The sequence below is a fragment of the Burkholderia sp. FW306-1C-G01B genome (assembly GCF_058781685.1).
Genome location: NZ_JBYSWZ010000003.1, coordinates 68,221 through 95,122, shown reverse-complemented (window position 1 = coordinate 95,122; position 26,902 = coordinate 68,221). Strand labels below are relative to the sequence as shown.

Sequence of the window (26,902 nt, the reverse complement as noted above, 5' to 3'; positions counted from 1 at the left end):
TGCGTTACATGTTCGGATAATTCGGCCCGCCGCCGCCTTCGGGCGTGACCCACACGATGTTCTGCGTCGGGTCCTTGATGTCGCAGGTCTTGCAGTGCACGCAGTTCTGCGCGTTGATCACCAGCCGATCGCTGCCGTCGTCGTTCTTCACGAACTCGTACACCGCCGCCGGGCAGAAGCGCGCCTCCGGCCCCGCGTACGTGCGCAGGTTCACGTTCACCGGCACGCTCGCATCCTTCAGCGTCAGGTGCGCCGGCTGGTTCTCCTCGTGGTTCGTGTTCGAGATGAATACCGACGACAGCCGGTCGAACGTCAGCTTGCCGTCCGGCTTCGGATACTCGATCGGCTCGCACTGCGACGCCGGCTTCAGCATCTCGTGGTCCGCGTGCTGGTGATGCAGCGTCCACGGTACGTTGCCGCCCATCACCTTCTGCTCGAGCCCGACCATCAGCGTGCCCAGGTACAGCCCCTTGGCCATCCACTGCTTGAAGTTGCGCGCGCGGTACAGCTCCGTGTACAGCCACGACTGCTTGAACGCGTCCGGGTACGCGTTGAGTTCGTCCGACTGACGGCCGGCCTGCACCGCGTCGAACGCGGCATCGGCCGCCAGCATGCCGGTCTTGATCGCCGCGTGGCTGCCCTTGATCCGCGAGGCGTTCAGGAAGCCCGCGTCGTCGCCGATCAGCGCGCCGCCCGGGAACACCGTCTTCGGCAGCGACAGCAGCCCGCCCGCGGTGATCGCGCGCGCGCCGTACGACACGCGCTTGCCGCCTTCCAGGAACGCGCGGATCGACGGATGCGTCTTGTAGCGCTGGAATTCCTCGAACGGCGACAGGTACGGGTTCGTGTAGCCGAGGCCCACCACGAAGCCGACCACGACCTGATTGTTGTCCATGTGGTACAGGAACGAGCCGCCGTACGTATCGGACTTCAGCGGCCAGCCGGCCGTATGGATCACGAGGCCCGGCTTGTGCTTCGCGGGATCGATTTCCCACAGCTCCTTGATGCCGATCCCGTACGCCTGCGGATCGGCGTTCGCGTCGAGCTTGAACTTCGAGATCAGCTGCCGGCCCAGATGGCCGCGGCAGCCTTCGGCGAACAGCGTGTACTTCGCGTGCAGCTCCATGCCGAGCTGGAAGTTCTCGGTCGGCTCGCCGTCCTTGCCCACGCCCATGTTGCCGGTCGCGACACCCTTCACGGAGCCGTCGTCGTGATAGAGAATCTCGGCGGCCGGGAAGCCCGGGAAGATCTCGACACCCAAGGCTTCCGCCTGCTGGCCGAGCCAGCGCGTGACGTTGCCCAGCGAGATCACGTAGTTGCCGTGGTTCTTGAAGTTCTCGGGCAGCGCCCAGTTCGGCGTGGTCACCGCGCTCTTCTCGGACAGGAACAGGAAGCGGTCTTCCGTCACCTCGACGGTGAGCGGCGCGCCCTGTTCCTTCCAGTCGGGAAACAGTTCGGCGATCGCGCGCGGGTCCATCACCGCGCCCGACAGGATGTGCGCGCCGATCTCGGAACCCTTCTCGAGCACGCACACGCCGATCTCGGTGCCTTTCTCGGCGGCCAGCTGCTTGAGCCGGATCGCCGCCGACAGCCCGGCGGGGCCGCCGCCGACGATCACGACGTCGTATTCCATCGATTCGCGCGGGCCGTATTGCGCAAGCAAGTCCTGTGTGGTCAAAATCCTGTCTCCTCCTGCGTCCCGACCGTCAGCCGGTCAGAACTGGTCTTCCGTCAACGCGAGCACGCTCTCGTTGCCCTTCGCGCCGACGATCGACGCTTCGAGCGCGCCGGCCTGCACGAGAATGTGCTCCGCATAGCATTGCGCGATCGCGATCTTCGCGTCGAAGAACGCCGGATCGTTCGCGCGGTTCGCCTGCGCGGCCACCAGCGCGCGCGCCATCTGCCACCCGCACAGCACCACGCCCGCCAGCTTCAGATACGGCACGCTGCCCGCGAACACCGCGTTCGGGTCCTGCTTCACGTTCGCCACCACGTAGTCCACCACCGACGACAGCGCGCGCGCACCCTTTTCCAGCTGCGCCTTCATCGACGCGGCCGCCGCGCCGTCCAGCCTGCCCAGCGCTGCCACCGTGTCGCCGATCTCCGCGATCAGCGCCTTCGCCACCGCGCCGCCGTCGCGCATCGTCTTGCGGCCCACCAGGTCGTTCGCCTGGATCGCCGTCGTCCCTTCGTAGATCGCCAGGATCCGCGCATCGCGGTAGTACTGCGCCGCACCCGTCTCCTCGATGAAGCCCATCCCGCCGTGCACCTGCACGCCCAGGCTCGCAACATCGTTCACCATCTCCGTGCTCCAGCCCTTCACGACCGGCACCAGATATTCGTAGATTGCCTGATGACGGCCACGCGTCGCCTCGTCCGAATGGCGGTGGGCAATGTCGCTGTGCGCGGCTGCCACATACGCCAGCGCCCGCGCGCCTTCGGTCAGCGCACGCATCGTGCCGAGCATGCGGCGCACGTCCGGGTGATGGATGATCGTCACCGGCTGCTTCGCGGAGCCGTCCACCGGGCGGCTCTGCACGCGCTCCTTCGCGAACGCCGCCGCCTTCTGGTACGCACGGTCGGCCACGCCGATCCCCTGCATCCCGACCCCGAAGCGCGCCGCGTTCATCATGATGAACATGTACTCGAGGCCGCGGTTCTCCTCGCCGACCAGGTAGCCGATCGCGCCGCCGTGATCGCCGTATTGCAGCACCGCCGTCGGGCTCGCCTTGATCCCGAGCTTGTGCTCGATCGACACGCAGTGCACGTCGTTGCGCGCGCCCAGCGAGCCGTCCTCGTTGACCATGAACTTCGGCACGATGAACAGCGAGATGCCCTTCACGCCTTCCGGCGCGTTCGGCGTGCGTGCCAGCACCAGGTGGACGATGTTGTCCGCCATGTCGTGCTCGCCCCACGTGATGAAGATCTTCGTGCCGAACACCTTGTAGGTGCCGTCGCCCTGCGGCTCCGCGCGCGAGCGCACCAGCGCCAGATCGGAGCCCGCCTGCGGCTCGGTCAGGTTCATCGTGCCCGTCCATTCGCCCGAGATCAGCTTCGGCACATAGCGCTGCTTCTGCTCGTCGGTGCCGGCCGTCAGCAGCGCCTCGATCGCGCCGTCGGTCAGCAGCGGGCACAGCGCGAACGACAGGTTCGACGCGTTCAGCATCTCGATGCACGGCGTCGCGATCAGCTTCGGCAGCCCCTGGCCGTCGTACTCGGCCGGATGCTGCAGCCCCTGCCAGCCGCCTTCGACGAACTGGCGGAACGCGTCGCCGAAGCCCGGCGTCGCGGTCACGACACCGTCCTTCCAGCTGCTCGGGTTGCGGTCGCCTTCGACGTTCAGCGGCGCCAGCACCTCGCCGCAGAATTTCGCGGACTCGTCGAGCACGGCCTGCGCCGTGTCGTAACCGGCATCCTCGAAGCCCGGCAACTGCGCGACGGCGTCGATACCCGCGAGTTCCTTCAGCACGAACAGCATGTCCTTGACGGGGGCGTTATAGCTCATGGTCGATGTTCCAAATCAGGCAGTGAATGAGGCGTGCTACCGGGCCGGTACGGCAGAACCGGCCGGACCCGGGCGACGACGTGACCCATCGTAATGCCGCGATGGCCGATTCCCGTTGTCATATCCGGCCCACATGGTGACAAAATCGGCCACGGGTTGCGTGGGCGCGGCCGGAAACGGCCGGCTGGATAAGGGTTTGGCCTGAGCCGGTTTCGATGAAAACGGTGAGCAATCGATGTGCCGGCCGGTGGGGCCGAAGCGACGCAGCATGCCGGCGGCAACGGGAGCCGGTTATGGGAATCGCCTATGGGAGCCGGCCATGGGAGCGAACAAAGGAAGCCGGTTATGGGAACCGGTTTGAAAAAAGCGCACTACGCGCGCCGCCGATATGTCCCCGGCGTACTCCCCGTCCAGTGCCGGAACGCGCGATGAAACGCACTCGGATCGTCGAAGCCGATATCGGCGCCGATCGCCGCGATCGTGTCGGGCGTATCGGTCAGCCGCTGAATCGCGATGTCGCGCCGCAGTTCATCCTTGAGCGCCTGGAACGTCGTCCCTTCGGCGGCAAGGTGGCGGCTCAGCGTGCGCACCGAGCAATGCAGGTGCTCGGCCGCCTGGTCGATCGCGGGCAGGTCGGGCAGCGCCGCCGACAAGTACTGCCGCACGCGATGGCACACGAGCTGTTCGCTGAACGATTCGAAGATCCAGTCGCCGGGCGCGCGCGCGAGAAACTTGCGCAGGTTGCGCTTGCTCTGCCGGATCGGCGCATCGAGGTAGTCCGCGCTGAAGCGCATCAGCGTGCGCTCGCAGTCGAACTGCACGGAGCCGGTGAAGAAGTACAGGTGGTCGACCGCATGGCGCGGCCGCGGGCACGCGAACTCGATCCGCAGCAGCGGGATCTTCTGCCCGATCAGCCAGGAACACACGCCGTGCACGAGCTTGAGCATCAGCTCCTGACCGAGCGCGCCGATCGGGCCGATGGCCTCGTTCGGGCGCAGCAGCACCTGTGCGACGAGACCGTCGCGCTTCGATTCGACGAAGAAGTCGTCGAGCAGGATATGGAAGAACTGGCCGAAGCGATGCAGCGCCGTTTCGAGGTTGCGCGCATCGAGCAGGCTCAGGCACAGATACTTCAGCGTGCCGCCGCGCAGCGGGCGCGAGAAGATGCCGGGCATCTCGTCGTCGAGGTCGATCGCGAGCGTGCGGTACAGCGTCGAGAACTGCTCCTCCGTCACGCGCGCATGCGGCTCGCCGAGCAGCTCGATCGGAATGCCGGCCCCGCGCAGATAGCGTTCGACCACGTCGCGCTGTGCGCCCGCGCTCGCGAGGAAACCGTTGACGAGCGAGATCGGCACCGTCGCGCTCGGCGACGGCAGCGCACGCCCGGGCCGGGCGGAAAGTGAATCTGAGCCGGTCATCGCGTCCCCGTCGATCGAACCGCTCGCATTGTACTTGAGCGGCCCGCGCGTCACCTTCGGGGCCTTCGGCGCGCCGGGCCGCGCCGCCGCGGCCGCGCGGCGCTTCGGCGCCATCAGTCGGTGCGGCTGAGTTCCCGGCGCAGGATCTTGCCGACCGTCGACTTCGGCAGCCGGTCGACGAAGCGGACGAGCTTCGGCACCTTGTAGGCCGCGAGGCTCGCGCGGCAATGCGCGACGAGCTGCGCCTCCGTCACGTCGGCATCCGGCGCCAGCACCACGAACAGCTTGACGGCCTCGCCGGTGCGCGCGTCCGGCACGCCGATGCATGCGCATTCGGCAACGCCCGGCAGCGCGGTCGCGACGGCTTCCACCTCGTTCGGGTACACGTTGAAGCCCGACACGATGATCATGTCCTTCTTGCGGTCGACGATCCGCAGGAAGCCGGCTGCGTCGAACACGCCGACGTCGCCGGTGCGGAAATAGCCGTCCGCCGTGAACGCGGCCGTATTCGCTTCCGGCTTCTGCCAGTAGCCGGTCATCACCTGCGGCCCCTTCACGCAGATCTCGCCCGCTTCGCCGATCGCGACCTCGCGATCCTGATCGTCGAGCAGCTTCACGTCGGTCGACGGCAGCGGCAGGCCCGTGGTGCCCGTGAACGCGTCGATCGATTGCGGGTTGAACGACACGACCGGCGACGTTTCCGACAGCCCGTAGCCCTCGCGGATAAAGTTGCCCGTCACCGCCTTCCAGCGCGACGAGATCACGTCGATCACCGCCGCGCCGCCGCCGGCCGACAGCTTCAGCCGCGACCAGTCGACTTCCTTCAGGCGCGGATGGCCGGCGAGCCCCGCGTACAGCGTGTTCACGCCGACGAACACGGTCGGCCGCGCGGCCTTCAGCACGTCGATGAACGCGTCCATGTCGCGCGGGTTCGCGACGAGCCAGTTCTGCGCGCCGATCGCGAAGTAGGACAGGAAGTTCACCGTCAGCGCGAAGATGTGGTACAGCGGGATCGCGGTGACGACGACTTCCTCGCCCGGCACCCGCGCGGCCGCCACGATCGCCGCGAACTGTTCGATGTTCGCGACGAGGTTGCGGTGCGACAGCGCGGCGCCCTTCGACAATCCGGTCGTGCCGCCCGTGTATTGCAGCAGCAGCAGGTCCGCGCCGCCCAGCGCGACCGGCTCGCACGCGAGCGATTCGCCTGCGGCGATCGCGTCCGCGAGCGCGATCGAACCGGGCGGCAGCGCGTCGCACGCACCGGCCGGCGCGTCGACCACGCCCAGATCGCCGCGCCCCACGCTCAGCACCGTACGCACGCGCGTGCCGCCGACCACGTCGGCGAACGTGCCCATCGACCCGCCGCACACCACGGCGACCTCGACGCCCGCGTCGTTGAGCTGATGCTCGAGTTCGTGCGCAGTGTAGTGCGGGTTCACGTTGACCTGGATCGCGCCGATCCTCGCGACGGCGACGAACACGACAGGAAACGCGAGCACGTTGGGCAGCATCACGGCCACGCGATCGCCCTTGCGGACCCCGACGACCTGCTGCAGATACGCGGCCAGCGCGGTCGACAGGCGATCGACGTCCGCATAGGTCAGCGTCTGGCCCGACGCGCGGAACGCCGGCTTGTCGGCGAACCGGCGCATCGCGTCGTCCAGCAGCGCATTCATCGAGGGATGGCGATCGGCGTCGATCTCGGCGGGGATCGCGCCATATGACGCGGTCCAGTGTCTGTTCGTCATGTCTCGCTCCTGGAGGACAGCGCACTGCCCGGCCGGGAACCGCCCCGGGCCGGCCTCGCGCCGTTCGCACGGCGGCCTGCACGCCTGGGTGGCGCGGGCCGTCGCCTGATCGGCGACTATCGCCCGCGCGACGCGCTTTGAAAATGATTCGGCCGGCCGAAAAGATGATCGAAACGGACACGACACCGGCGGCCTGCCGGTCGCCAGGCCCATCCGTCAGGCCGCGCACCGCGAGCAGGCCACGTGCGCCAGCCCGCATCAGGGTGAACCCTGTGGCGCCCGGAACCGTTCCCGCTCAGAATTGCGTTCCGTCAACGATATCGATTCGGACGCAGGACCCGTCATGCCGCGCAGTGTGCTCTTGAACCCGACGGCTGCCCGCGCAGACCGCCTGCCGGACGCCCCGCCCGCCCACGCATTGCGCGAGAAGCGCTTCTCGCCGGCCAAGCTGGCCGTGCTCGTCGCGGTCGCGGCGGAGGCCGGCCTCGACCCGGCCACGGTGCTCGACGGCACGGGCCTCGATCCGGCCGCCGTCGCCGATCCGTTCACGCTCACGTCGCCCGAGCAGTTCCTCCGCGCCGCGCGCAACGCGATCGGCCGTTACGACGGCACGGATCTCGGCGTGCGCGTTGGCCGCCAGCTGCACGCGTCGAGCTACGGAATGTACGGCTACGCGATGCTGTGTTCGGAATCGCTCGCGCACGCGTTCGACTCGGCGGTCAAGTATCACCGGCTCGCGAACGGCATGCTCGCGATCCGCTGGGTCGAACAGGGCGACACCGCATCGTGGCTGTTTCCGGACCGGCACGAAGTCGCGCTGCCCTGTCTCGACGAGCCGCTGTACCGCTTCCTGATCGACATGCAGTTCGCGCTGCACGTGACGATCATCAAGGACGTGATGGGCGCGTGGTGCGTGCCGGCGCGTGCGCAGTTCACGCAGCCGGAGCCGCCGCACGCGGCGCTGCTGTCCGACGCGCTCGAATGCCCGCTCGCGTTCGACCAGCCGCGCAACGTGCTCAGCTACCCGGCCGCGTGGCTCACGCGCGCACCGCAGCTCGCGAACCCGATCACCGCCGCGCAGGTGTCGTCGCACTGCGCGCGGCTGCTCGACGAACTGCGCACCCAGTCGGGCGTCACGCGCCGCGTCTACCAGGAACTCACGCGCATGCCGGGGCAGTTCCCGGACCTCGACGCGATCGCACAGACGCTGTGCATCACCGCGCGCACGCTGCGCCGCAAGCTCGAGGCCGAAGGCACGTCGTACAGTGAACTGCTGACGAGCGTGCGCAAGGCGCTGGCGATCGACTACCTGACCACGACCACGCTCAGCACCGAGGACATCGCGCTGACGCTCGGCTTCAGCGACGCGGTGGGGTTCCGTCACGCGTTCAAGCGCTGGACCGGCAGGACGCCGAGCGACGTGCGGCGCAAGCGCGGCAGCTGAACGCGGACGCCGACGCTGACGAATTTCAGCGCGCGTCGCCGGCCGCCGGCGACGCGACCGCCAGCGCAAATTCGAACACCGCGCCGCGCCCGGCCCGATCGACGAGCCGGATGCTGCTGCCGTTGAGCGCCAGCATCCGGTGCACGATCAGCAGGCCGAGCCCGCCGCTCGTCACCGTGCCGCCGCTCATCGGCCGCTGCGGCCGCTGGAACAGCCCTTCGCGGCGCGCCGCCGGAATCCCTTCGCCGGTATCCGACACGGTCACGACCACGCGGTCGCCCCGCGGCTCCAGCGCGACCTCGACCTCGCCGTGCGAAGGCGTGTGCCGCAGCGCGTTGTCGAGCAGGTTGGTCAGCACGCGCTCGATCATCCCGAGATCGGCCGACACGACCGGCACGCGCGGCGGGATCCGCGCATGCAGCGCGATGCCGCGCGCCTGCGCGGCCAGCTCGAATTTCTGGAACACGTCCTGCACGAGATCGACGAGCGAGAACGGCTCGCGCTCGGCCTGCACGCCGCCCGATTCGAGCCGCGCGAGCTCGAACAGCGCCTGCGCGAGCCGGCCGACCTTCGCGCTCTGCGCGAGCGCGATCGACAGGTAGCGCCGCCGTTCGGGTTCGGCGAGCGCGTCGGACTTCAGCGACAGGGTCTCCAGATAGCCGTGCAGCGACGTGAGCGGCGTGCGCAGGTCGTGCGAGATGTTCGTGATCAGTTCGCGCCGCTGCTGGTCCTGGTGCGTCAGCGCGCGCCACTGTTCGCCGATCCGGTCGGCCATCTGCGCGAACGCGGATTCGAGCACGACGATGTCGTCGCCGCGCCGGCCCGGCGGCGAGCGCGGCACCGACGGCTGCGTGTCGGGCACGCCGTTCGCGTCGAAACGTCGCATCGCGTCCGTCAGCCGGCGCAGCGGGCGCGTGATGAAGCTGAACGCGGTGAGGCCCGCGAGCAGCCCGAGCAGCGCGACGACCGCCATCGACCACAACGTCGTGCGCAGCACGTTGCCGGCGTCGACGCGCGCGGCCAGCCGGTCGTGCGCCTCGCCGAGCAGCACCACGTAGATATAGCCCGACGGCGGCTGCCCGGCGCGCTGCAGCGGCGCGGCGCTGAACACCTTGCGCGCGTCGGGGCTGCGCGGATCGTCGCCGAGGATCGGCAGCGGCTGGCCCGCGATGAAACGCTGCACGGGAGCAAGATCGACGCGGTCGCGCTTCACATGGCCGGGCGGCGCATCGTCGCCCTTGATCCGCCCCGCGTTGTCGAGCAGGTACACCTCGACGCTCGGGTTCACGCCCATCAGCTGGCCGAACAGCGTGCGCACGGCGTCGGGGCGCAGCCCGTTCGCGTCCATCAACGGCGCGCTGTTGGCGATGTTGGCGGCCAGGTCGCGCGACAGCCCCTGCACGACTTCCTTCTCGCGCATGTCGTTCGCGCGGATCTGCAGCCACGCCGACGCGCCCGAACACGCGAGCAGCAGGATCGAGAACACGAGCGACAGCCGCTGGGTGAGCGTGAATTTCATGACGCGTCCCGCTGGCCCGGCGCGGCGAGCTTGTAGCCGCGTCCCCACACGGTGAGGATCCGCACGGGCTCGGCCGGATCGGCCTCGATCTTCGCGCGCAGCCGGTTGATGTGGGTGTTGACCGTGTGTTCGTAGCCTTCGTGCCGGTAGCCCCACACGGCATTGAGCAGGTCCATCCGCGAGAACACCTTGCCCGGGTGCCGCGCGAAGAAATACAGCAGGTCGAATTCGCGCGGCGTGAGGTCGATGCGCGCGCCGTCGACGCTCGCCTCGCGCGCGATCGGGTCGATCGACAGCCCGGCGATGTCGAGCGTGCCCGCGTCGATCCGCGAATCGCGCGCGAGCGCATCGACGCGCCGCAGCAGCGCCTTCACGCGCGCGACGAGCTCGAGCACCGAGAACGGCTTCGCCAGATAGTCGTCGGCGCCGAGCTCGAGGCCGAGGATCCGGTGCACCTCGCTCGAGCGCGCGCTCGTGATGATGATCGGCGTGTAGCGCGTCATCGCACGCGCGCGCCGGCAGATTTCGAGGCCGTCGACGCCCGGCAGCATCAGGTCGAGGATCAGCGCGTCCCAGTTGCCCTGTTCGAGCAGGCGCAGCCCTTCGGCGCCGTCCGCGCTGTGCACGACTTCGTAGCGCTCGTCGCGCAGGTGCAGGCTCAGCACGTCGGCGATGTCGGCGTCGTCCTCGACGATCAGGATGCGTTTCGGATGGTCCATGGCGGTGGGCGGCGGCACGTCGGGCTCGGGTTCGGTAACGGTTGCGACAACGGTGGTCGGGATTGCCGGTTGCCGGGGGCGAATCGCGGCGCAACGCCGCGCTGCCGCCATTGTGCAAAATTTTGCGGCGGTGAGTGATCACAAATCATTTAACTTTGAACGATGCGTGCGCGGCGAACCAATAGCCGCAAGGCTTTTCGCTCCAGCGCTTGAAATGCAGTTTCCGTCATCCGGGTACGAACGCTAAATAAACCCTAACAAGCGGACGCTTCGGGAACGGCTGCCGGTGTGCGCGCTCAGGACGCTGCGCGGCGTCCCGCTGCCGTTGCGCCGGCAGGCGATCGAGGTGCCGCCGCCGCGGGGTGCACGGGCGACGGGGACGCTGCGGCGCCAGGCCCGGAAGGCGGCTGCGGAGCAGGCGTATGCGTCGCAGCCGGTGGCGACGAGGACGCTTGGCCGGCGCCGGCTCCCCCTGCCGAGCCTGACGCGGCGGAACCCGAAGCCGCAGGCGCGGCGCCGGGCGGCGGGCGCAGCCCGCCGTCGAGCGAGGTCCGGCGAGCTGCCAGGTCGGCCTGTTCGGCGCTGCGCAGAGCGGCGCGATCGGAGGACAGGCGCGCCGCTTCGGCATCCGGATTGATCGTGTTGACGCGGATGCGCTCGACGTCGCCCACGCCCGCCAGCCGGTTCAACGGCACGTAGTCCGTCCGAAACACCAGTTCGACGCCGCTGCTCAGGTTGACGTCGGCGTGCGAACTCTCGGTCGTCTGGGTCCGGTCGGTCGACACGTAGCCGATCGTGCTCTGCACATTGGCCTCCGCGCCCCAGGGCCCGAAGCGTGCGCCGCCGCTCACGCCCACCGTGTTGCGCGTGTCGAATTGCGAGCCGCGGTCGTTGGCGGCGGCGCTGCTCGCGTCGATATGGAAATTCATCGCGGCGTTGAGCCGCCCGCTCTCGATGACGATGCGCTGCAGGCCCATCTGCACCATCGTCGCGAGCAACTGCTGGCGGTTGCGGGCCAGCACCTGCTGCGCGAGCGGCACCAGGCGCTCGGGATCGGAAGCCGGGACCGCGTCGCCCGGCCCCATTCCCAGCGCGCTGCGCAGCGCCGCTTCGGCCGGCGGGGACGCGCCCGGGCGCAACGTCAGCCGGGTCGCGGCATCGCGCTCGGCCTGCAGCTCCTGCTGGCGCTGGCGGCGCTCGTCCGGCGGCAGACCCGCCAATTCGTCGGCATCGTCCGCGGCCTCGTCGTCGCCGGTGACCTGGTAGGCGGCGGGGAAATGCTCGGCCAGCCACTGCCGCGCGCCGGCGATGCCGACATTACTGTCCGCGAAGCCTTCGGTGGTCTGCGCGACGTTGCGGATCAGGTCGACGAACGCGGTCAGCTGCTGCTGGTTCGAATCGTTCATCGCCTTGAAGACACCCGTGATCAGCTCGGTCACGAAGCGCGGGAACGACACCGCGTTGAGCACCGCGCGGGTGGTGCCGGCCATCCGGTCGATGGCGGTGCCCGAATAGTCCGAGCCGGCGTTCTGCGCGACGGCCAGCGCCGCGCCGGGACGCGCCGCGAGCGCGTCGTGGTCGAGCGCGATCGAGCCGATCCGTACCAGTCCGGACGCGAGATCGCGGCGCGTGGCCGGATCGAGGGCGCCGAAGCCCTGCTGCGCGGACAGCAGTTCGCGGACACGGTGGCGAACGTCGGGCCGCAGCACCGGCGAACGCGCAGGGCGCGCGGCCGCCGCCATCTCAACGGCTCCGCCGCGCGTCGCGCGTCCCGCGACGCGTGGCGCGCGGCCGGGGCGGCGACGGCGCGTCCACCGCCGTCGGTATCCCGGTTGTGCCGTCCGCATCGCGACGGCCTGAGCGACGAGGTTTCATGTCAGCGTCCGAGTGCCGCCCACGGGTTCTCCGGCGCAGCCGGCCCCAAAGCCGGCCCCAAAGCCGGCGGCACGCCACGGCCGGCGTCCGGCGCGGCAGGCGCCTGGCCGTCGGGTTTCTCGCCGAGGCCGAGCGTTGCCTCGATCCATTCGGCGGCGGCGGCGATCACCGGATTGTCGGTGGTCACCAGCGGCGACGCGCCGCCCAGCGCATCCGCGACGTCCGCCAGCCACGCGATCACGGTCATCCCGGCCTTGCCGCGCCGGACATGGGCGGCGGGCTGGCGCGGCGGCTGGCGCGAGAGCCGGCCGATGCCAGCGACCACGCCCCAGATGTCGTGCGCACCGAAGCCCTGACGCATGTCGGCATGGCCGAGGATCGCGAACGCGTCCCTGAGCATGCCGACGATCTCGCCGGCCATGAACGCGGTCACGCCGGTACACGCGGCGCCGAGGTTTTGCGCGAGCGAGCGGGCGGCGTTGCGGACTCGCGCCTGGTGCCCGAGATCTCCGCGCGGGTCGGCGCCGGGCGTCTCGTCGAGTTTGTAGAGCGCCTCGCAAAGCGCGAGCATGCACTCTTCGAACTGGACGTTGCGCTCGGCATCCGCCGCCGCCGGGCCGTACGCGGTGCCGAACAACCGCGAATAGAACGCCGCGCGTTCGCCGGCCGCCAGCTTCTCGGCGCGGTGGCGCCACCAGTTGGCGACCAGCGGCCCCGCGCCGCCGAGATCGACGTCGACGGCGCCGCTCGCGGACAAGCCGGCGAGCGCCTCGACCGCGGGGATCACGCCCGCGGGCTCGAGATCGGCCGCCAGATAGAGCGACGCGAGCGCCCGCAGCTGCGCCTTGTCGACGCGCGCGGCAACGGGATCGGGGATCGCGATGTCGCCGAGCTCGTCGAGCGCGACGGCCAGGCCGTGCGCGGTCGCGCGCTCGACGAGCCGCTCCCCCGACCGGATGGCGACCGCGAGCCCGGCATCCGCCAGCGGGGCGATGAGCATGCGCGCCATGATTCAGTGCTGCCCGGCCGGCAAGCCGGCGGCGGGGGCCGGCTTGTTGGGGTTGTACGGCGTCGAGTTGCCCTGGATCACCGACATCATCTCGGGCGTCGCCATCTTGTCGAGCGGCAGGTAGTCGCTCTTGAAGTTGACGCGGACCTCGCCCGAGAGCTTCGCTTTCACCTCGGCTTTGGATTCGCTGGTGTCGTCGAGCGCCGACCCCACGGTGGCCACGTGTTCCTGCTGCCCCTCGAACGCGGCGTCGGCCGAATAAGGCGTGTACCAGCTGCCGTAGTGGGCGCTGAGCGATTCCTTGTATTTCTGGCTCTCGCGGTCGTGCATCGACGCGGTATAGGTGCGCTTCGCGGTGTCGCTGGCGCGCATGTCGAACACCACCTTGGCGTTGATCGACCCGTCGGTGACGACGATGCGATTGATGCCGAGCATGACCATCGACGACAGCAGCTGCTGGCGCTGCTTCGCCATCTGCAGGCGCGCCGCGGTGACGAGGCGCAGCTCGGACTTGTCGTCGGACAGGTCGGTCACGGGCGGATCGAGGTTGTAGTTGCGGCTGATCTCGGCGAGCCGCTGCGGCGCGTTGTCGCCCTGCGCCACCAGCCGCGACGGGGCCGCGGCGGCCGCCGCGCCGGCGCTGTCGGCGTCGAACGCGTCGGCGCCGTCCTGCGCCTGCACCGACAGCACGTCCGGGAACGAATCGGCGAGATAGTCGCGGCCGGCCCCCTCGCTGATGTTGTCGCTCATGAACTGGCCAGTGGTCTTGGCGACGTTGGCGATCAGCTCGCCATACGCGCGCATCTGCTCGATCGAGCTTTCGACGATCGCCTGGAACACGTTCTTGATGAGGCCGCCGACGAATTTCGGGAAATCGACCTTCTGCACCATCTGGCCGAACTGCTCGACGCCCTGCTTGACCGCGCCGGCCTGGAAGTCCTTGCCGGCGAAGCCGGGATCCTGCGACAGCTGGCGCTTGGTCGCGGTGACGGGATCGTCGGCCAGCGCGGCGGCGGCCGGCACCGGACGCGGTGCCGCGACGGGGCGCGCGAGGCCGGTAGGCGGCAGTTCGCCGTTCGCCTCGCGCTCGGCGATCTCGGCATGCACGCCGTTGGGATCGGCCAGGTACGCGAGCACCCGCACCGTATCGGCGGCGATGCGGCGGCGCTCGTCGTCGGGCAGGTCGAGGAACGACGGAATCGCGGTCAGCAGGCGGCGCACCTCGGGCCGCGTCGCGTCGAACGCGGCGGCGCTCGTGGGCGGCCGCACCGGGTGAAGCGCGTCGGGGGGAGCGGACAGGCGCATGGCTCAGTTTCCCCTGGCCGGAGCCGGCGCGGCGGCCGGTGCGGCGGCCGGTGCCGCAGCGGGTGCGGGTGCGGCTCCGGCCGGCGGCGTTTTCGGGCTGGGCAGCACGTTGGGATCGGCCGGCGTCGCGTTGCCGGTGATGGTGGCGATCATCTGCGGCGTCGCCATCTTGTCGAGCGGCAGGTAGTCGCTCTTGAAATTGACGTCGACCGCGCCGGACAGCTGGATCTTGGTCTGCATCGCCGCGTTGCTGGTTTCTGACGCGGCGGTCGACGCGGTGATGATCGGCTTGTTCTCGTATTCGTAGTCGCCCTTCGCGTAGTAGTCGGCGCTGTACTGGCTGCTGTTGTCCTTGTCGTTGCTGGAGTCGGACTTGCCGCCGCGGTCGTAGGTGCCCTTGCCGGCATGGGTCGTCTGGACGTTGCCGTCCTTGTCGCGGGCCAGGTCGACCGCAGTGGCGCTGCGCTGCTTGGAGAGCGTGTCCTGCGCGCGCACGTCGTAGATGATCTTCGCGGAAATCTTGCCGTCGGTGACGACGATGCGGTTGATGCCCATCAGCACGATCGACGCCAGCATCTGCTGGCGCTGCTTGGCGAGCTGCATCTTGAAGCGGTTGACGATGGCCAGCTCCGAGGCCTCGTCTGACAGGTCGAAGGTGTCGCCGTCGCCCATCTGCAAACGGGCGCGCACGGTCTTCGACGCTTCGTCGGGGTCGACCCCGTCGCGCACCTGCACGCGCGGGCTCGGCGTATCGCCGCTGTCGTCCATGCCGATCTGGAACAGGTCGGGAAACTGGCCGACCATGTGATCGCGCGCCTGGTTCTCGGTCACGTGCTCGTCGGCGAACTGGCCGAGCGATTTCGCCACCTGGGCGATCATTTCCTGATACGCCTTCATCTGCTCGATCGAGCTGTGGGTGATCGACTGGAACACGCCGCTGATCAGGCTGGCGACGAAGGTCGGAAACTTGACCTGGTTGAGCAGCTCGCCCGCCACCGCGGCGCCTTCGTGCGCGGCCGACGCGGTGAATTTGGACTTGCCGATGGCCTCGACTGCCTTGTTGTGGTCGTCGAAATTATTCTCTTGCGCCGAATGATCCGTGTCGTCCAGCGCGCGCGCCGTGGCGGTGCCCAGCCCGCCCGGAATCTCGTGGCCGGCAAACCCCTCGGGCCGCGCCAGGTAATCGGCGATCAACGCGGTGTTGCGGGCGATGTCGCGGCGATCGGCGTCGGGCATCGCGTTGAAGGCCTGCGATCGGGTCAGCATCTGCGCGACGCCGTGGCGCACTGCGTCGACCGGCACCGGCGGCGTGTGGCGCGGGGCGGCCGCGGCGGCGCGCGGGGGCGGCGCGATCGGCGTGGGACGGGCAGCTTGCGGGAACATGGCGACCTCGCGGGAAACGCGTGACGAAGCGATTCGGATTCAGCTGGCCTGGGCGAACGCGTCCACAGGCAACTCGAACTCGATGGGGCGCAGGTAGAGGCTCACCCGCGCCGGGCAAGCCGCGTCCGTGCGCAGGCTGATGATCGAGAAGCGGCCCGGCCAATGCGCGTCCTCCGGCGTAAACGCGCCCATCCATTGCTCCAGCGCCTGCAGCCCGCGCGGACGCTCGGCGAGCCCCATCGTCAGCAGGCTGAGGAATGCGGGCGGCACGTCGGGGATCGCCGAGAGCAGCACGTAGAGCTCGAAATCCGGCCCGTCCGGTCCCAGCCCGAACGCGAGCAGCGCGCCGTGCGGCGGCAGGTCGAACCGCCCGCCGAGCACCAGCCCGAGGAGCTGCATGATGCCGGGCAGGCGATGGCCGATGCCGAGCGCGTCCATGACCGGCTGCAGATCGGCGAGCCGCAGCGCCCGGGTGCACGCGAACGTGAGCCGCTGGCCGCCGAGGTCGCGCTGGGCCGCCATCGTGGTGAACAGCGGCTTGAGCCCGGGCACCATCCGCAGCGCGGCCTGGACGATGCCGGCCAGGTCGCGCGGCAGGTTCTCGATCGTGCCGGCGTCGCCGGGCAGCTCGTAGTACACCTTGGACGCGTAGAGCCCGTCGCGGTCGTAGCTGGAGCCGAAGAACGCGCCGTAGTCGAGGTTGCCGCCCGGTCGGGCGAAGCCCCGGAACGGCTCGCTCGCCTGGTCGAACCAGTGCAGCGCTTCGCGGCCGATGAAGTCGCGGATCAGCTTGCGCATTTCGCGCGTCGACGCGTCGCGCCGGTCGATCGCGGACGCCTCCGGCGGCAGCGGCTCGATCGTGAAACGCAGCTTGCCCGGCTGGCTTTCCGAGAAGCTGGGTTCGAACGGCACCGCCATCGGCATCAGCGCGTTGTCGCGGAACCGCAGATCGTCGGCGCCGTCGCCGAACGTGCGCAGGAACAGGTCGCGCGACGGCGCGAAAGGATCGGCGGTGCCGAGGCTTCGCGCGGCGCTCTTCAGGCGGCGTTCGACCCGGGCGACGACCGGCTCGCGGATTGAGGTCAGGGGCATGGCTCGGCTCCGGCAGGGTTCGGGGATGGCGCAGCGCACGCAACGCCGGTTCAGTGCGGGCGGTTCGAGTAGTAGCTCGCGCCGTTGTGCGTGCCGACGCCGTAGCCCGCCGTCACCGGCACGCCCGTGCCGAGGCCGATGCCGGCGCCGATATCGCCGACGCCGTCCAGCATCTCGCGCGCCATCGCCGGGATCGGCACCGGCTTCGACGTCATCTGCGGCGCCTCGCGCGGCTGCGAGAACTGCTCGATCTGCGTATCGGTGGTCGCGGTATCGGCCAGCCACAGCTCGCACGCGTTGACCAGGTCGTAGTCGGTGGGATCGACGGTCGACTTGTGGTTCGACGAGACGTCGGGATTGGCGATCTGGTCGATGCTGAGCAGCGGGCCGGTCGCCTTGTTGACGCGATCGACGTTGTTGGCCAGCCACGCGGTGATGATCGTGCCGCAGGTCGCCAGCGTGCGATAGCGCGAGCTGGTGCGCGCGCCGCCCAGATCGTAGGTCGCGACCTGGTCGATCACCTGCCACATGTCCTTGGCGCCGTAGCAGCCGCGGATCTCGGGGTCCTGCAGCAGGTCGATCATGAACTTGACCTGCGACTGGATCTCGCGCGCGGCGTAATGCGCCATGCCGTAGCCGTGCAGCGAAAGGTTGCCGGCGAGATCCCGGGCGGCCTTGCGCACCTGCTGGTGGTTGATCGGGTTCGGCACGCTCGCGCGCAGCAACGCGTCGACCTCGGTCTGGCGCACGAACGACGACACCGACGACACGAAGCGGATCCACAGATCGTTGAATTCGCGGTTGCCCGCGGTATTCGGATCGCCGCCCGGGACGCCGAGCGTGATCGCCGCGAAGTTCTTGCGCTCCTGCTCGGAGATGCGGTTCGGCGTTTCGCGCCAGTAGCGATAGAGCAGCTTGCCGGCATTGCCCGGGCCGATCGGCAGCGTGCCGTGCTGGAACTGCTCGACGATGCGGTCGACGACCTGGAACACCTTGAGCTCGTCGAACATCGCGGCGACGATCATCGGGCCCATCACGCGCACGTTGTCGGCGACGATGTTCGCGTCCTCCAGATCCTCGAGGTTCGGCAGGTCGATGCCGAGATCGGCGATCGCATCCTCGCCGCCGATGTTCTGGATGGTGTTCAGCTCCTCGTTGATGCGGCGGCGCAATTGCGGCTCGTCGGCCTGGATCTTGCGGGCCTGCAGGCCGCGCATCACCCGCGCGAATTCGGTGGCGACCACGCCCGGCTGCTGCTGGCCGCTGCGGCCGTCGGGATCGCCCTCGATGCACAGCAGCGCCAGCACCCGCTGCGCGAGCGCCCCGTACGAATTGGCTTCGCCCACCGCCGCGAAGAACTGGCGGGTGAACGCGTTCATCAGCCCGTTGTCGTCGTCCGGCACGATCTTGCCGTCCGCGACCTTCACGGGCGGCGGCGTGGCCCCGTCCACCGCGAGGATGCCGAGCACCAGCGCGACCAGCGTGATCGACGCGGGCTCGTGGTCCGAATGCTTAGCGTCGTCCTCGCGGAATTGCAGCCGGCCTTCGTCCTCGGTAAGCAGCGGCGGGTTGACCAGCGACTTGCTGGCGAGCAGTGCGCGGGTGGCGACGAACAGCGGGTCGCAGACCTCTGCCACGTCGCCGGACGACGTCTTGCTGCGGTAGACGACGTCGAGAATGGCCTTGCACAGGGCAAGCTGCTGCCGCTCGGCAGCGACCAGCGGCCGCTTCAGCGACTCGAGCCGGTTGACGATATCGACCAGCCCGTCGCGTGCCCGGGTCTCGAGGTCGACGAAGTCGAGGAAGCGGACTTGATCATTGACATGAAACATTTAACTTCTCCTTGAAATCCGGTCGGTTCGAGGGAATGAACGGGATCCGGTGCACAAGTCAGCCGTCGTCGGCACTGCCTTCCTTGCCCGCGCAACCGTCGTCGCCCGCCGCTTCGTACGCATCGATGCGGCCGGACAGCGCCTGCAGCGCCGCCGCCGCGTCGAGAATGCCGGCGCCGCAGCCGTCGGCCGCGCCGGGCGCGAACGGGCGGGCGGTGGCGACGAGCAGATCGCGTACCGTCGCGCCGTCGAGCGGATAGGCGCGGCGCTGCGCATACGCGACGAGCAGCGCCGCGGCGCCCGCGACGAACGGCGCGGCGAAGCTGGTGCCGGTTGCAAGCTGATAGGCCTCGATCGCGCTCGTCAGCACCCGTTCGCCCGGTGCGCACAGCGCGACGTGCGGGCCGCGCGTCGAGAACGGGGTGGGCCGTCCGTCGTCGCCCACCGCACCGACCGCGATCACCTGCGGGTAGGCGGCGGGCCAGTAGCGGGTGACGCTGCCGTCGTTGCCGCTCGCGGCAACGAGGATGCAGCCGCGTGCGGCGGCATACGCAATCGTGTCGGCATGCGGTTTCGGGCGGTTGGCGGCGATCGTCGCATCGTCGGTGCCGAAACTCATGTTGATGACCTTGGCGCCGAGGTCGACCGCCAGCTTGAGCGCGCGGTCGAGGTCGGCGATCGCGCCGAGCCCGACCGCGTGCGCCTTGCCCGGCAGGCGGGCGGCCGCCAGCGCGCGCATCGGCAGGATGCGGCAATCGCCGCCGAGTCCGCGCGGCATCGCGACGCCCTCGGCGGCGATGATGCCCGCGCAGCCCATGCCGTGGCCGACGAAGCGGTCCTCGGGAAAATCGCCGCGATGGCCGTGGCCGCTCAGCAGCTGCACGCCCGGCGACAGATCGCCGGGCTCCAGCCGCACCGTGTCGGCGCCCGCGCGGAACGCGTGGGCGAATTCGGGATGCTGGCGGGCGATGCCGCTGTCGATGAGGCCGACCGTGACGCCGCTGTCGCCCCGCTCGATCGCATGCGCGTCGGCCATGCGCACCAGCGCGCGGGCATCCTGCGCGAACCGCGCAGCCGGCGGCACGGGCGCCAGCCGGCCGGGCGCGTCCATCGGCACCATCGCCACGTAGTTGGGCGTCACGCTCTCCACGCTCGCGAGCTGCGCGAGCGAGTCGCACAGCGCGCCGATCGGCGTGCCGGCCGGCACGCGCAGCAGCAGCGTGCGGGCCATGCCCGTCGTCTGTTCGACCGCGTCGTAACCGTGGTGCGCCTGCCCGGGCACCCAGCGCCCGGCCAGCGCGCTGAACGGGCGCACCGCGAGGAAGCGGCCGGCGAACGCGACCACGATGCGGTCGACCGGGCCGCCGTCGATGCATTGCGCGGCGGCCAGCGCGCCGCGCGTCACGTCGCGGATCGACGGCACATGCTCGGGCGCTTCGCCGAGCGCCAGCTTCAGGAGCAGGCTGGTCGGCAGGCTGAACTGCCGCTCGCCGGGCGACGCCCACGGCGTGCCGAGTGCATGGATCGTCATGGCCGCGTCTCCTCCTGACCGGGAACGGCGGCCAGGGTCATCGGCCTCGCGGCGGGCGCCGGCGGCGGCGCGAAGGCGCTCAGGTCGAACGCCACGGCGGCGGCATGCCGGCTCGTCGGCGACACGGCGAGTTCGCCGGCCCACTGGTCGTGACCGGGCGCGAGCAGCAGCTCGTCGTCCGCCGATTGCAGCACGGCGACCGGGCGATTGCCGATCCGCACCAGCGGCGCGTGCCCGCCATTGACGAGATTGCGCCCGACCACGCGCAGCAGCGGCGACGCATCGGGCAGCGCGTCGGTGGCGGGCGCCACGGGCTCGACCCGCTCGACACTCGGCGCGGACGCCCGGTCGAGCGCCCGGCGCAGCCGGTCCACGGACAGGTTGGTGACGCGGCCGATCGCATGCACCATGTCGCGCTGCTCGGCCTGCCGGAATTGCCTGACCGTGCGCACGCCGGCCCATTCCAGCCGCTTGCGGTCCTCGGCCGAGAGTTCGTCGCCCAGCGCGTCCAGCGGCTGGTCCTTGCTGTCCTCGGACAGCGCGATCGCGTTCTCCTCGATCGCCGGCCGCGTGATGGTCGTGAAGACGAGATGGAAGGTGCTGCTGTCGCTGTCGCCCGGGCCGGCGGGGCGAATCCAGACCTCGCTTTCGACGAATTCGACATGGGCGCGCAAATCGAGGTTGACGTCCTTGATCGCGAAGGTCAGCGGCAGGTTCAGGTTGCGCGCCTTGATCGCCATCGCCGCCTGCGCGTTGTCGAGCTGGCTCTGCACGGCCTGGATGAAATCCTCGAGGCGCAGGCTGGCGTTGCTGTTCATTGCCCCGCTCCGCCAGCCGGCACGGCTTCAAGGACGATCACGAGCCGCGCCGGCTCCGGATCGAAGGCCGTGCGGGTCAGGAACTGCGGCAGGTCGCCGACCAGCTCGATGCCGCCGGCGCCGCGCGCGACGCGCAGGTCGAGCGGCAGCTCCATGGCCAGCGAGCGCACCTGCAGCCCCTGCGCCGCCCCCGCGGTCAGCAGTTCGGCAACGTCGGCAAACGCGCCCAGCGTCTCGCCCAGCGGCCGCTGCGAAATCATGCCGGTTCTCCTCGAGTGGATGCGGGCGCAGCCGGAGCAGCGGGCGCGGCGGGTGCGGCCGCCGCCGGCAAGGCAGGCGTCGCCGCGGGAGCGGGCGCCGCAACCGGCGCGGCAGGCTGGGCGACCGGCGCGGCCGTCGGCGCCGGCGGCGCGATCCGCGCCGCGGGCCGGCTGTGCCGCTCCAGCAGATTGCGCGACGCCTCGTCGACGAAACGGTCGAGCGGCAGTGTCTCCGACGCGAAATTGATGCTCACCTTCCCGGTCAGCGTCGCCTTGAGATCGGTATCGGTTTGCGCATTGACCGCAACGGTCGAAACCGTGGTGACGACGTCGCCCGACGTCCCCCGTCCGCCCCAGGTCGTCTGTCCCGACGACGGGTCGTTCGACGTCGCGTACTGCACGGCGGCCCGGTCGCGCGCCTTGGCCTGGAAATTGAGGCTGGCGGCGATCGTCCCGTCCTTGACCACGACGCGCTGCATGCCCAGCAGCACCATCGTCGACAGCGTCGACAGCCGATGTTGCGCGACGCGCTCGCGGGCGCGGGGCAGCACCACCGATTCGAGCGTCTGGGCGTCGAACGCGCCGTCGGCGGCGCCGAATTCGGCGAGCCACGCGGGCGCGGGCGCCGCGTCGTCGTCGCCGGGCCGGACCACCGGCGCGAGACGGTATTCGCCGCCGTCCTGCACCAGCGTCACGTCGTGCGGATACTGCTCGACCAGCCACGCGCGCGCCTGTCCGTCGGTCACGTTCTCCTGCGCGAACTGGTCAAGCGGCTTGGCCACCGCGCCGACCAGATCGGCGAAACTCTCGACCTGCTTGATCGAGCTGTCGACGATCGCGTCGTACGTGCCATGCACGAGGCTCGCGACAAAGGTCGGAAAATCGATCGCGTCGGCCAGTGCCGCCGCACGCCGGCCGATGGCGTCGGTCGCCTTCTCCTTGGGGGGCGCCGACGCGCCCGGGCCGCCGGCCGGCGTCGCTTGCGGCAACGCGCCGTCCTGCCTGCCCGGGTCGCTCGATCCGGAGCCGTCGACGATCTCGCGGCCGAACGCGTCGCGAGCGAGCGCCATCGCGGGTGTTGCCGCGCCGCGTGGCGGCGGAGGGGGAATGTGGCGGACCATCGCGCGTGTCCCTCAGGGGTCAGGCGGGCTGCAATTCGCGCGCCGCGGGTTGCGTGCCGCTTGCCGGGAGCGGCGCCGCGCCGTCGGCGCCGTGCACGGTCTGGAAGCGGCCGTCGCCGTTCAGCGCCACCTCGGTCACGCCGATCTGATCCTCCTCGCCGACATGCCGGAACGTGGTGGTGATGCGCAGCTTGACGCTCGCCCGCTCGGGGGTGCCGGAACCGCGGCCGATATCGGCGCGCACCAGCGCGCTCCAGCCGTCGAGCATCTGCCCGTCGCCCGGCGAAATCGCCACGTCGCCGACCGCGCCGCCCTGCCACGCCCAGTCGATCGTCACCGGCGCCGACGTGCGGCCGCTCGGCCCGTCGATGTACGGCCAGTCGTCGAGGGCGATGCGCTGACCGGTCATGCGCGGCTGGCCGGCGCCGCCCGCCAGCGCATTGGCGGGCTGGACCAGCCCGGCCAGTTGCGCAAGATCGTAGCTGCGCCCGTCGCGGCTCTCGGTGCGCCGGGTCAGGCTCACGCCGAAGCCGAATTCGCCGCCCGCGGCCGGCGGCTCGACGCCGAGCGCGTAGCCGGCGCCCGCCGCGCTGCCGCGATTGATCATGTGGCCGAACGTGCCGCCCGCATGCATGAGCTGGATCACTCCGATGCCGGCCGCGGCCTCGTATTCCGACACGAAATCCTCGTAAGTCATGATGTAGCGGCTGCCGGTCGCGTGGGTCGGCGGCAGGGTCCGCGCGCCGGGATGGCCCGGCGTGCCGACCACGCGGTCCAGCGGATCGGTGATCCGCACGAAATACGCGTCGCCGCTGCGATACATGCCCGTCACCACCACCGCATGGAAGAAGTTGACCGGCGCGCGCACGACTTCGGCGACCCAGATCGGCCCGTTGGCCTCGAGCAACCGCCGAAAGCCTTCGGGCGCGAAGCACGCATTGGGTTCGACCGTGAGGCTCGACGCCCCGGCGAAGACCGCCACCTCGGCCGGCTTCAGGCCATCCTGCATCTGGCGCTCGAGGCTGATGCAGCGCGCGAGCAGCGCCGGGTCGACGCTCTGGTTGTCGCGCCAGCCGATCACCATCGACGCGGCCGTTGCCCAGCACCCCATGTCGGTAGGCTGCGGGGTCAGCTGCACCTCGTCCCAGTTCACCGTCCAGTCGTCGGCGCCCAGCGCGCGCGCGGTGCCCGGGGCGGCCGACAGCGCCTGGCCGATGCCGAAGAAGCCGCGGCTCGGGATCGGCGCCTTCAGGTGGCCGACATACGCGAGCGTTCCCGGGGCCATCGTGCCGGTCGACAGGCTGGCGAGATCGCCCGGCGGCACCCAGTGCGGCGGCACGCTGACGATCGGCTTGCCCGCGTCCTGGAAGGACTGGGCGACCAGTTGCGAGCAGAAGAAGTTGTCGGTGTCGGCGCCTTCGCCGAGCTCGATGCGGCCGACGAAACGGCGGCAGCGCTCCGCCGCGTCGCCCGACAGCAGTTCGCACGCGTGGCGATCGATCAGGTAGCCGCCGCAGCGGACCAGCCCGACATAGTTGAAGCCGCGATCGAGGTAGCGCGCGGCGGCATCGGCGACCTGCCGCTTCTGCGTATCGGTCAGGCCCGGCACCCGGAACGCGACCGCGAGGCGCGCGTCGGCCAGCGCATCCGCGAGCGGGCGCAGCTGGACCCCGCCGGGAATCGCCTCGATCACCTGCCCGCCTTGCCCGACATAGAGCATCGCATGGCTGACCTCGGCGCCGGAGCCGGCACGAATGACGCCGGAGCCGGGATTGCCGGTGGTGCTGAGAATGATGTCGCCGATCTCCAGCGCATCGGTGCCGATCGACAGGCCGCCGACGCCCGGATCGAGCGGAATGTCGTCGCCGAGGCCGCGGGCGGCGAGCCCCAGCGCCTGACCGGCCGACTGCGGCTGGCAGGTGCGGCTGTTGACCAGCCGCATGAAGTAGTCCCAGTCCCAGTTGCCGTCGGGGCACGCGGTATGGCCGGTCGACGTGTCGGCCTCGCGATGGCCCATGATCGTGGTGCGATTGATCGGCAGCTGATACTTGTCGCACAGCGACGCGACCAGCGCCGCCGAGGTTTCGTACTGGAGCGGGGTCGGCGCCAGCGCATCGAAATGCTGGACGGTGCCGTTGCGACGCGGGTAGTCGGCGCCGCCGCGCTTCACCGCGATATGCTCGATGCCGATGCTGCGCTGGTTCGAGCCCTTGCAGTGCCACGCCGTATCGGCCTCGGAGACGAACTGGACGACTTCGCCCGCCTGCCCGACCAGGTAATGCGAACTCACCTTGGACGCGGCATTGGTGAAGGTATTCACCACGTGCTGCACGGTGGGCACGTCGGCGATGTGGATGATGATGCGGTCGATCGTCCTGCTGCCGCGCCCCTCGTCGAAATTCGGGCTGGCCGCGGTGCGCGTGACGAGACTGTTCTCGCGCGCCCCCAGCGCCAGCGCACTGGCCGTTGCGGCCGGCTCGGCGGCCGCGTCGTCGTCGCTGTACGGCGGCGTATCGATGCCGTACGCCTCCGGGTCGTCGCTCAGGCTGCGCGACCACGCGAGCGACGACGAGGTGGCGATCGTGCCCGACGCGGCGCGCGAGACGCCGACGAAGATGCTCACCGGGCTGCCGACGCTGACGCCGGCCGACAGCGTGACGCCGACGAATTCGTTGCGGGCGTTGAACAGCGCCGAGATGCCGCCCGCCGGGGCTTCGCCGATCATCACGCCCACGGACGTGCCGGCGCCCGCGAAATCGTCGATATGCCCGCGCAGCAGGCTGATCTGGCCGGTGACGCTCGCCGACACGATGAAGCCGAAGTCGAGCTCGCCCGCCGCGAAGGCGCCGATGTCGTCGCCATTGGCGTCGAAGATGAGGCCGACCGAGCCCGAGCCCCCGGCTTCCAGCCCGGCGCCCGCGCCTGCGCCGATCGAGACCGACAGGCCGTTGCGCATCGCGACCGGCAGCAGCAGCAGCAGCGACGCGGTGGCCGGATTCGCGCTCAATATCGCGCGCAGCGCGGCCCGCTCGACGGTCGAGAGCTTGCGCGGCCGCGGCCAGGTAAAGCTGCGGCGCTCGCCGGCAATGCGGAAGTCGGCATCGTCGCCCATCCCCTGCGAGACGGGCGCCGGCGCGGCGGCGGGCGCCGGTGCCGGCGCAGGGGGGATCGCTGCGACCGGCGCTGCGGCGTGCAGCGGCGGCAGCGGGCCGAACCCGTCGTCGTAGTGGACGTCGTGGTGTGGCGGCGCAGCCTCGACGGCCGGCTGCGGCGCGGCGGAGACGGCTGCCGGTGCGGCTGGCGCCGGCACGGCGGTGGCGCCCGGCCGGGTGCCGTCGCCCGCCCAGCTCAACAGCGGGCTCCTGACGCCGGCCCCCCCGCGCGTCGGGAACATGAGGACCCTGCGCAACCCCCGGTCGCTGAGCCCCGACAGCGACACGTAGGGGCTGTCGGCATTTGGCAGGACGTCCACCGTCCACGCGTCGGCATCGGGCGACGCGGCGGTGGCGAGACCGAACCACAGCCGGCCCGCGCCCGTGAAGCGCGCCAGCACCGCCGGCGGCACCATGAACACCGCTTCGCCGCGCGGGATCGCCAGCAGGCCGTCCTCGCGGCTGGTATAGAACGTCGACGACGTGCGGCCTTCCTTGCGCACGAACAGCGCGGGATCTGTGGCGATCACCAGTTCGGCGACGCACGGCGCGTGGCCGACGCGAATCGTGAAGCCCAGCATCGGGAAGCGGTCGGTCACGACCATGCGGTTGGGATGGAGTTGCGCTGCCATGTCGTGTCCTCAGCTCTGGTTTTGATCGGGCTCGTCGCGACGGCCGCCGAGCATCGGCTTGCTGCGCGCATCGATCGCGCGCTGTTCGAATTCCTGCGGGGGAAGAATCGCCAGATCCGGTTCCGGTTCGGCGATGTCGGCAATGTCGGGGATGTCGTGGTGCGTCGCTTCGAACTGGGCGATCGAGCGCGCGAGCAACTGCGCCAGCAGCTTGGCGTGAACCGGGCTGACCGCGATGCGGCTCATCAACTGGACGTTGCCGGACTGCGGCTCGACCTGTCCGGCATCGATCAGGAACTCGAACGCGTTATGCCCGACCTCGAAATAATTCGCATAACTGGCAAGCAGCGGCCGTGGCTGGCCGGCCGGCTGCGCCGGGTCCGGCGGGGCGTCCTGGAGTGGCTCGATGACGTGCACGACAGCCTCCTTGCATGGCGACGGGCGGTCTGTCCGTCGATCTTCGCAAGGAGCGGGCCAACCCGCGCGCGCTGACGCAAGCGCATGATTTGCCGTGGAATTTCCCGGTCGGACCGGAATGC

General features: G+C 70.1%; 20 protein-coding genes. 2 read left to right on the top strand and 18 right to left on the bottom strand.

The features are described 5' to 3' along the window. Positions 1-4: 4 nt before the first annotated feature. The 3 genes from AC3WLY_RS07750 to AC3WLY_RS07740 all read right to left on the bottom strand — a co-directional run bounded on the left by AC3WLY_RS07750 (position 5) and on the right by AC3WLY_RS07740 (position 4,938). The gene (locus tag AC3WLY_RS07750; RefSeq protein WP_492309748.1) at positions 5-1,633 is read right to left on the bottom strand and encodes an electron transfer flavoprotein-ubiquinone oxidoreductase; all 1,629 of its coding nucleotides are present in this window, start codon (positions 1,631-1,633) and stop codon (positions 5-7) included. Positions 1,634-1,714: 81 nt separating this feature from the next. Continuing rightward, positions 1,715-3,505: an acyl-CoA dehydrogenase gene (locus AC3WLY_RS07745; protein ID WP_492309717.1), complete on the bottom strand. Its 1,791-nt coding sequence runs from the start codon at positions 3,503-3,505 to the stop codon at positions 1,715-1,717. A gap of 371 nt (positions 3,506-3,876) precedes the next feature. Continuing rightward, a complete protein-coding gene (locus AC3WLY_RS07740) occupies positions 3,877-4,938 on the bottom strand; it encodes an AraC family transcriptional regulator (protein ID WP_492309747.1) in 1,062 nt (353 codons plus the stop codon). Here AC3WLY_RS07740 and AC3WLY_RS07735 point away from each other — a divergent pair. Beyond that, positions 4,841-5,053: a hypothetical protein gene (locus tag AC3WLY_RS07735; RefSeq protein WP_492309750.1), complete on the top strand. Its 213-nt coding sequence runs from the start codon at positions 4,841-4,843 to the stop codon at positions 5,051-5,053. The two genes, AC3WLY_RS07740 and AC3WLY_RS07735, sit on opposite strands and share 98 nt — an antisense overlap. Here the strand turns inward: AC3WLY_RS07735 and AC3WLY_RS07730 are convergent. Next, complete coding sequence (locus tag AC3WLY_RS07730; protein ID WP_492309716.1) at positions 5,037-6,671, bottom strand: AMP-binding protein; 1,635 nt, start codon at positions 6,669-6,671, stop codon at positions 5,037-5,039. The genes AC3WLY_RS07735 and AC3WLY_RS07730 overlap by 17 nt on opposite strands. 343 nt (positions 6,672-7,014) lie before the next feature. On the opposite strand from AC3WLY_RS07730, the gene AC3WLY_RS07725 reads away from it, so the two are divergent. Further along, entirely contained in the window at positions 7,015-8,115 is a 1,101-nt protein-coding gene (locus AC3WLY_RS07725; protein WP_492309715.1) for an AraC family transcriptional regulator, read from the top strand. Between the two features lie 25 nt (positions 8,116-8,140). On the opposite strand, the gene AC3WLY_RS07720 is transcribed toward AC3WLY_RS07725, so the two are convergent. The 14 genes from AC3WLY_RS07720 to AC3WLY_RS07655 form a co-directional block, all read right to left on the bottom strand. Continuing rightward, positions 8,141-9,634 (bottom strand): sensor histidine kinase, encoded by a 1,494-nt coding sequence (locus AC3WLY_RS07720; RefSeq protein ID WP_492309714.1) that lies wholly within the window; start codon positions 9,632-9,634, stop codon positions 8,141-8,143. Next, positions 9,631-10,353 carry a response regulator transcription factor gene (locus tag AC3WLY_RS07715; protein WP_034185037.1) on the bottom strand — a complete coding sequence of 241 codons (723 nt, stop codon included), beginning with the start codon at positions 10,351-10,353 and terminating at the stop codon, positions 9,631-9,633. The genes AC3WLY_RS07720 and AC3WLY_RS07715 overlap by 4 nt, the downstream gene beginning before the upstream one ends. 296 nt (positions 10,354-10,649) lie before the next feature. Next, complete coding sequence (locus tag AC3WLY_RS07710; RefSeq protein WP_492309713.1) at positions 10,650-12,095, bottom strand: hypothetical protein; 1,446 nt, start codon at positions 12,093-12,095, stop codon at positions 10,650-10,652. A gap of 134 nt (positions 12,096-12,229) precedes the next feature. Continuing rightward, positions 12,230-13,237 carry a hypothetical protein gene (locus AC3WLY_RS07705; protein ID WP_492309712.1) on the bottom strand — a complete coding sequence of 336 codons (1,008 nt, stop codon included), beginning with the start codon at positions 13,235-13,237 and terminating at the stop codon, positions 12,230-12,232. Between the two features lie 3 nt (positions 13,238-13,240). Further along, positions 13,241-14,542: a hypothetical protein gene (locus AC3WLY_RS07700; protein ID WP_310133435.1), complete on the bottom strand. Its 1,302-nt coding sequence runs from the start codon at positions 14,540-14,542 to the stop codon at positions 13,241-13,243. Positions 14,543-14,545: 3 nt separating this feature from the next. Next, a complete protein-coding gene (locus tag AC3WLY_RS07695) occupies positions 14,546-15,829 on the bottom strand; it encodes a hypothetical protein (RefSeq protein ID WP_492309711.1) in 1,284 nt (427 codons plus the stop codon). Positions 15,830-15,964: 135 nt separating this feature from the next. Then, positions 15,965-17,017: a hypothetical protein gene (locus tag AC3WLY_RS07690; protein WP_204420886.1), complete on the bottom strand. Its 1,053-nt coding sequence runs from the start codon at positions 17,015-17,017 to the stop codon at positions 15,965-15,967. Positions 17,018-17,067: 50 nt separating this feature from the next. After that, entirely contained in the window at positions 17,068-18,849 is a 1,782-nt protein-coding gene (locus tag AC3WLY_RS07685) for a hypothetical protein (RefSeq protein WP_175964029.1), read from the bottom strand. A gap of 58 nt (positions 18,850-18,907) precedes the next feature. After that, positions 18,908-20,380, bottom strand: a complete 1,473-nt coding sequence (locus tag AC3WLY_RS07680; RefSeq protein WP_492309710.1) for a S8 family peptidase — start codon at positions 20,378-20,380, stop codon at positions 18,908-18,910. After that, the gene (locus AC3WLY_RS07675; RefSeq protein ID WP_492309709.1) at positions 20,377-21,153 is read right to left on the bottom strand and encodes a hypothetical protein; all 777 of its coding nucleotides are present in this window, start codon (positions 21,151-21,153) and stop codon (positions 20,377-20,379) included. Before AC3WLY_RS07675 ends, AC3WLY_RS07680 begins: the two co-directional genes overlap by 4 nt. 41 nt (positions 21,154-21,194) lie before the next feature. Further along, entirely contained in the window at positions 21,195-21,458 is a 264-nt protein-coding gene (locus AC3WLY_RS07670) for a hypothetical protein (RefSeq protein WP_072443952.1), read from the bottom strand. Further along, complete coding sequence (locus tag AC3WLY_RS07665; protein WP_310133423.1) at positions 21,455-22,528, bottom strand: hypothetical protein; 1,074 nt, start codon at positions 22,526-22,528, stop codon at positions 21,455-21,457. The genes AC3WLY_RS07670 and AC3WLY_RS07665 overlap by 4 nt, the downstream gene beginning before the upstream one ends. A gap of 70 nt (positions 22,529-22,598) precedes the next feature. Continuing rightward, the gene (locus tag AC3WLY_RS07660) at positions 22,599-26,363 is read right to left on the bottom strand and encodes an N-acetylmuramoyl-L-alanine amidase (protein WP_492309708.1); all 3,765 of its coding nucleotides are present in this window, start codon (positions 26,361-26,363) and stop codon (positions 22,599-22,601) included. Between the two features lie 9 nt (positions 26,364-26,372). Further along, positions 26,373-26,780 (bottom strand): DUF3467 domain-containing protein, encoded by a 408-nt coding sequence (locus AC3WLY_RS07655; protein WP_034185053.1) that lies wholly within the window; start codon positions 26,778-26,780, stop codon positions 26,373-26,375. Positions 26,781-26,902: the final 122 nt, after the last annotated feature.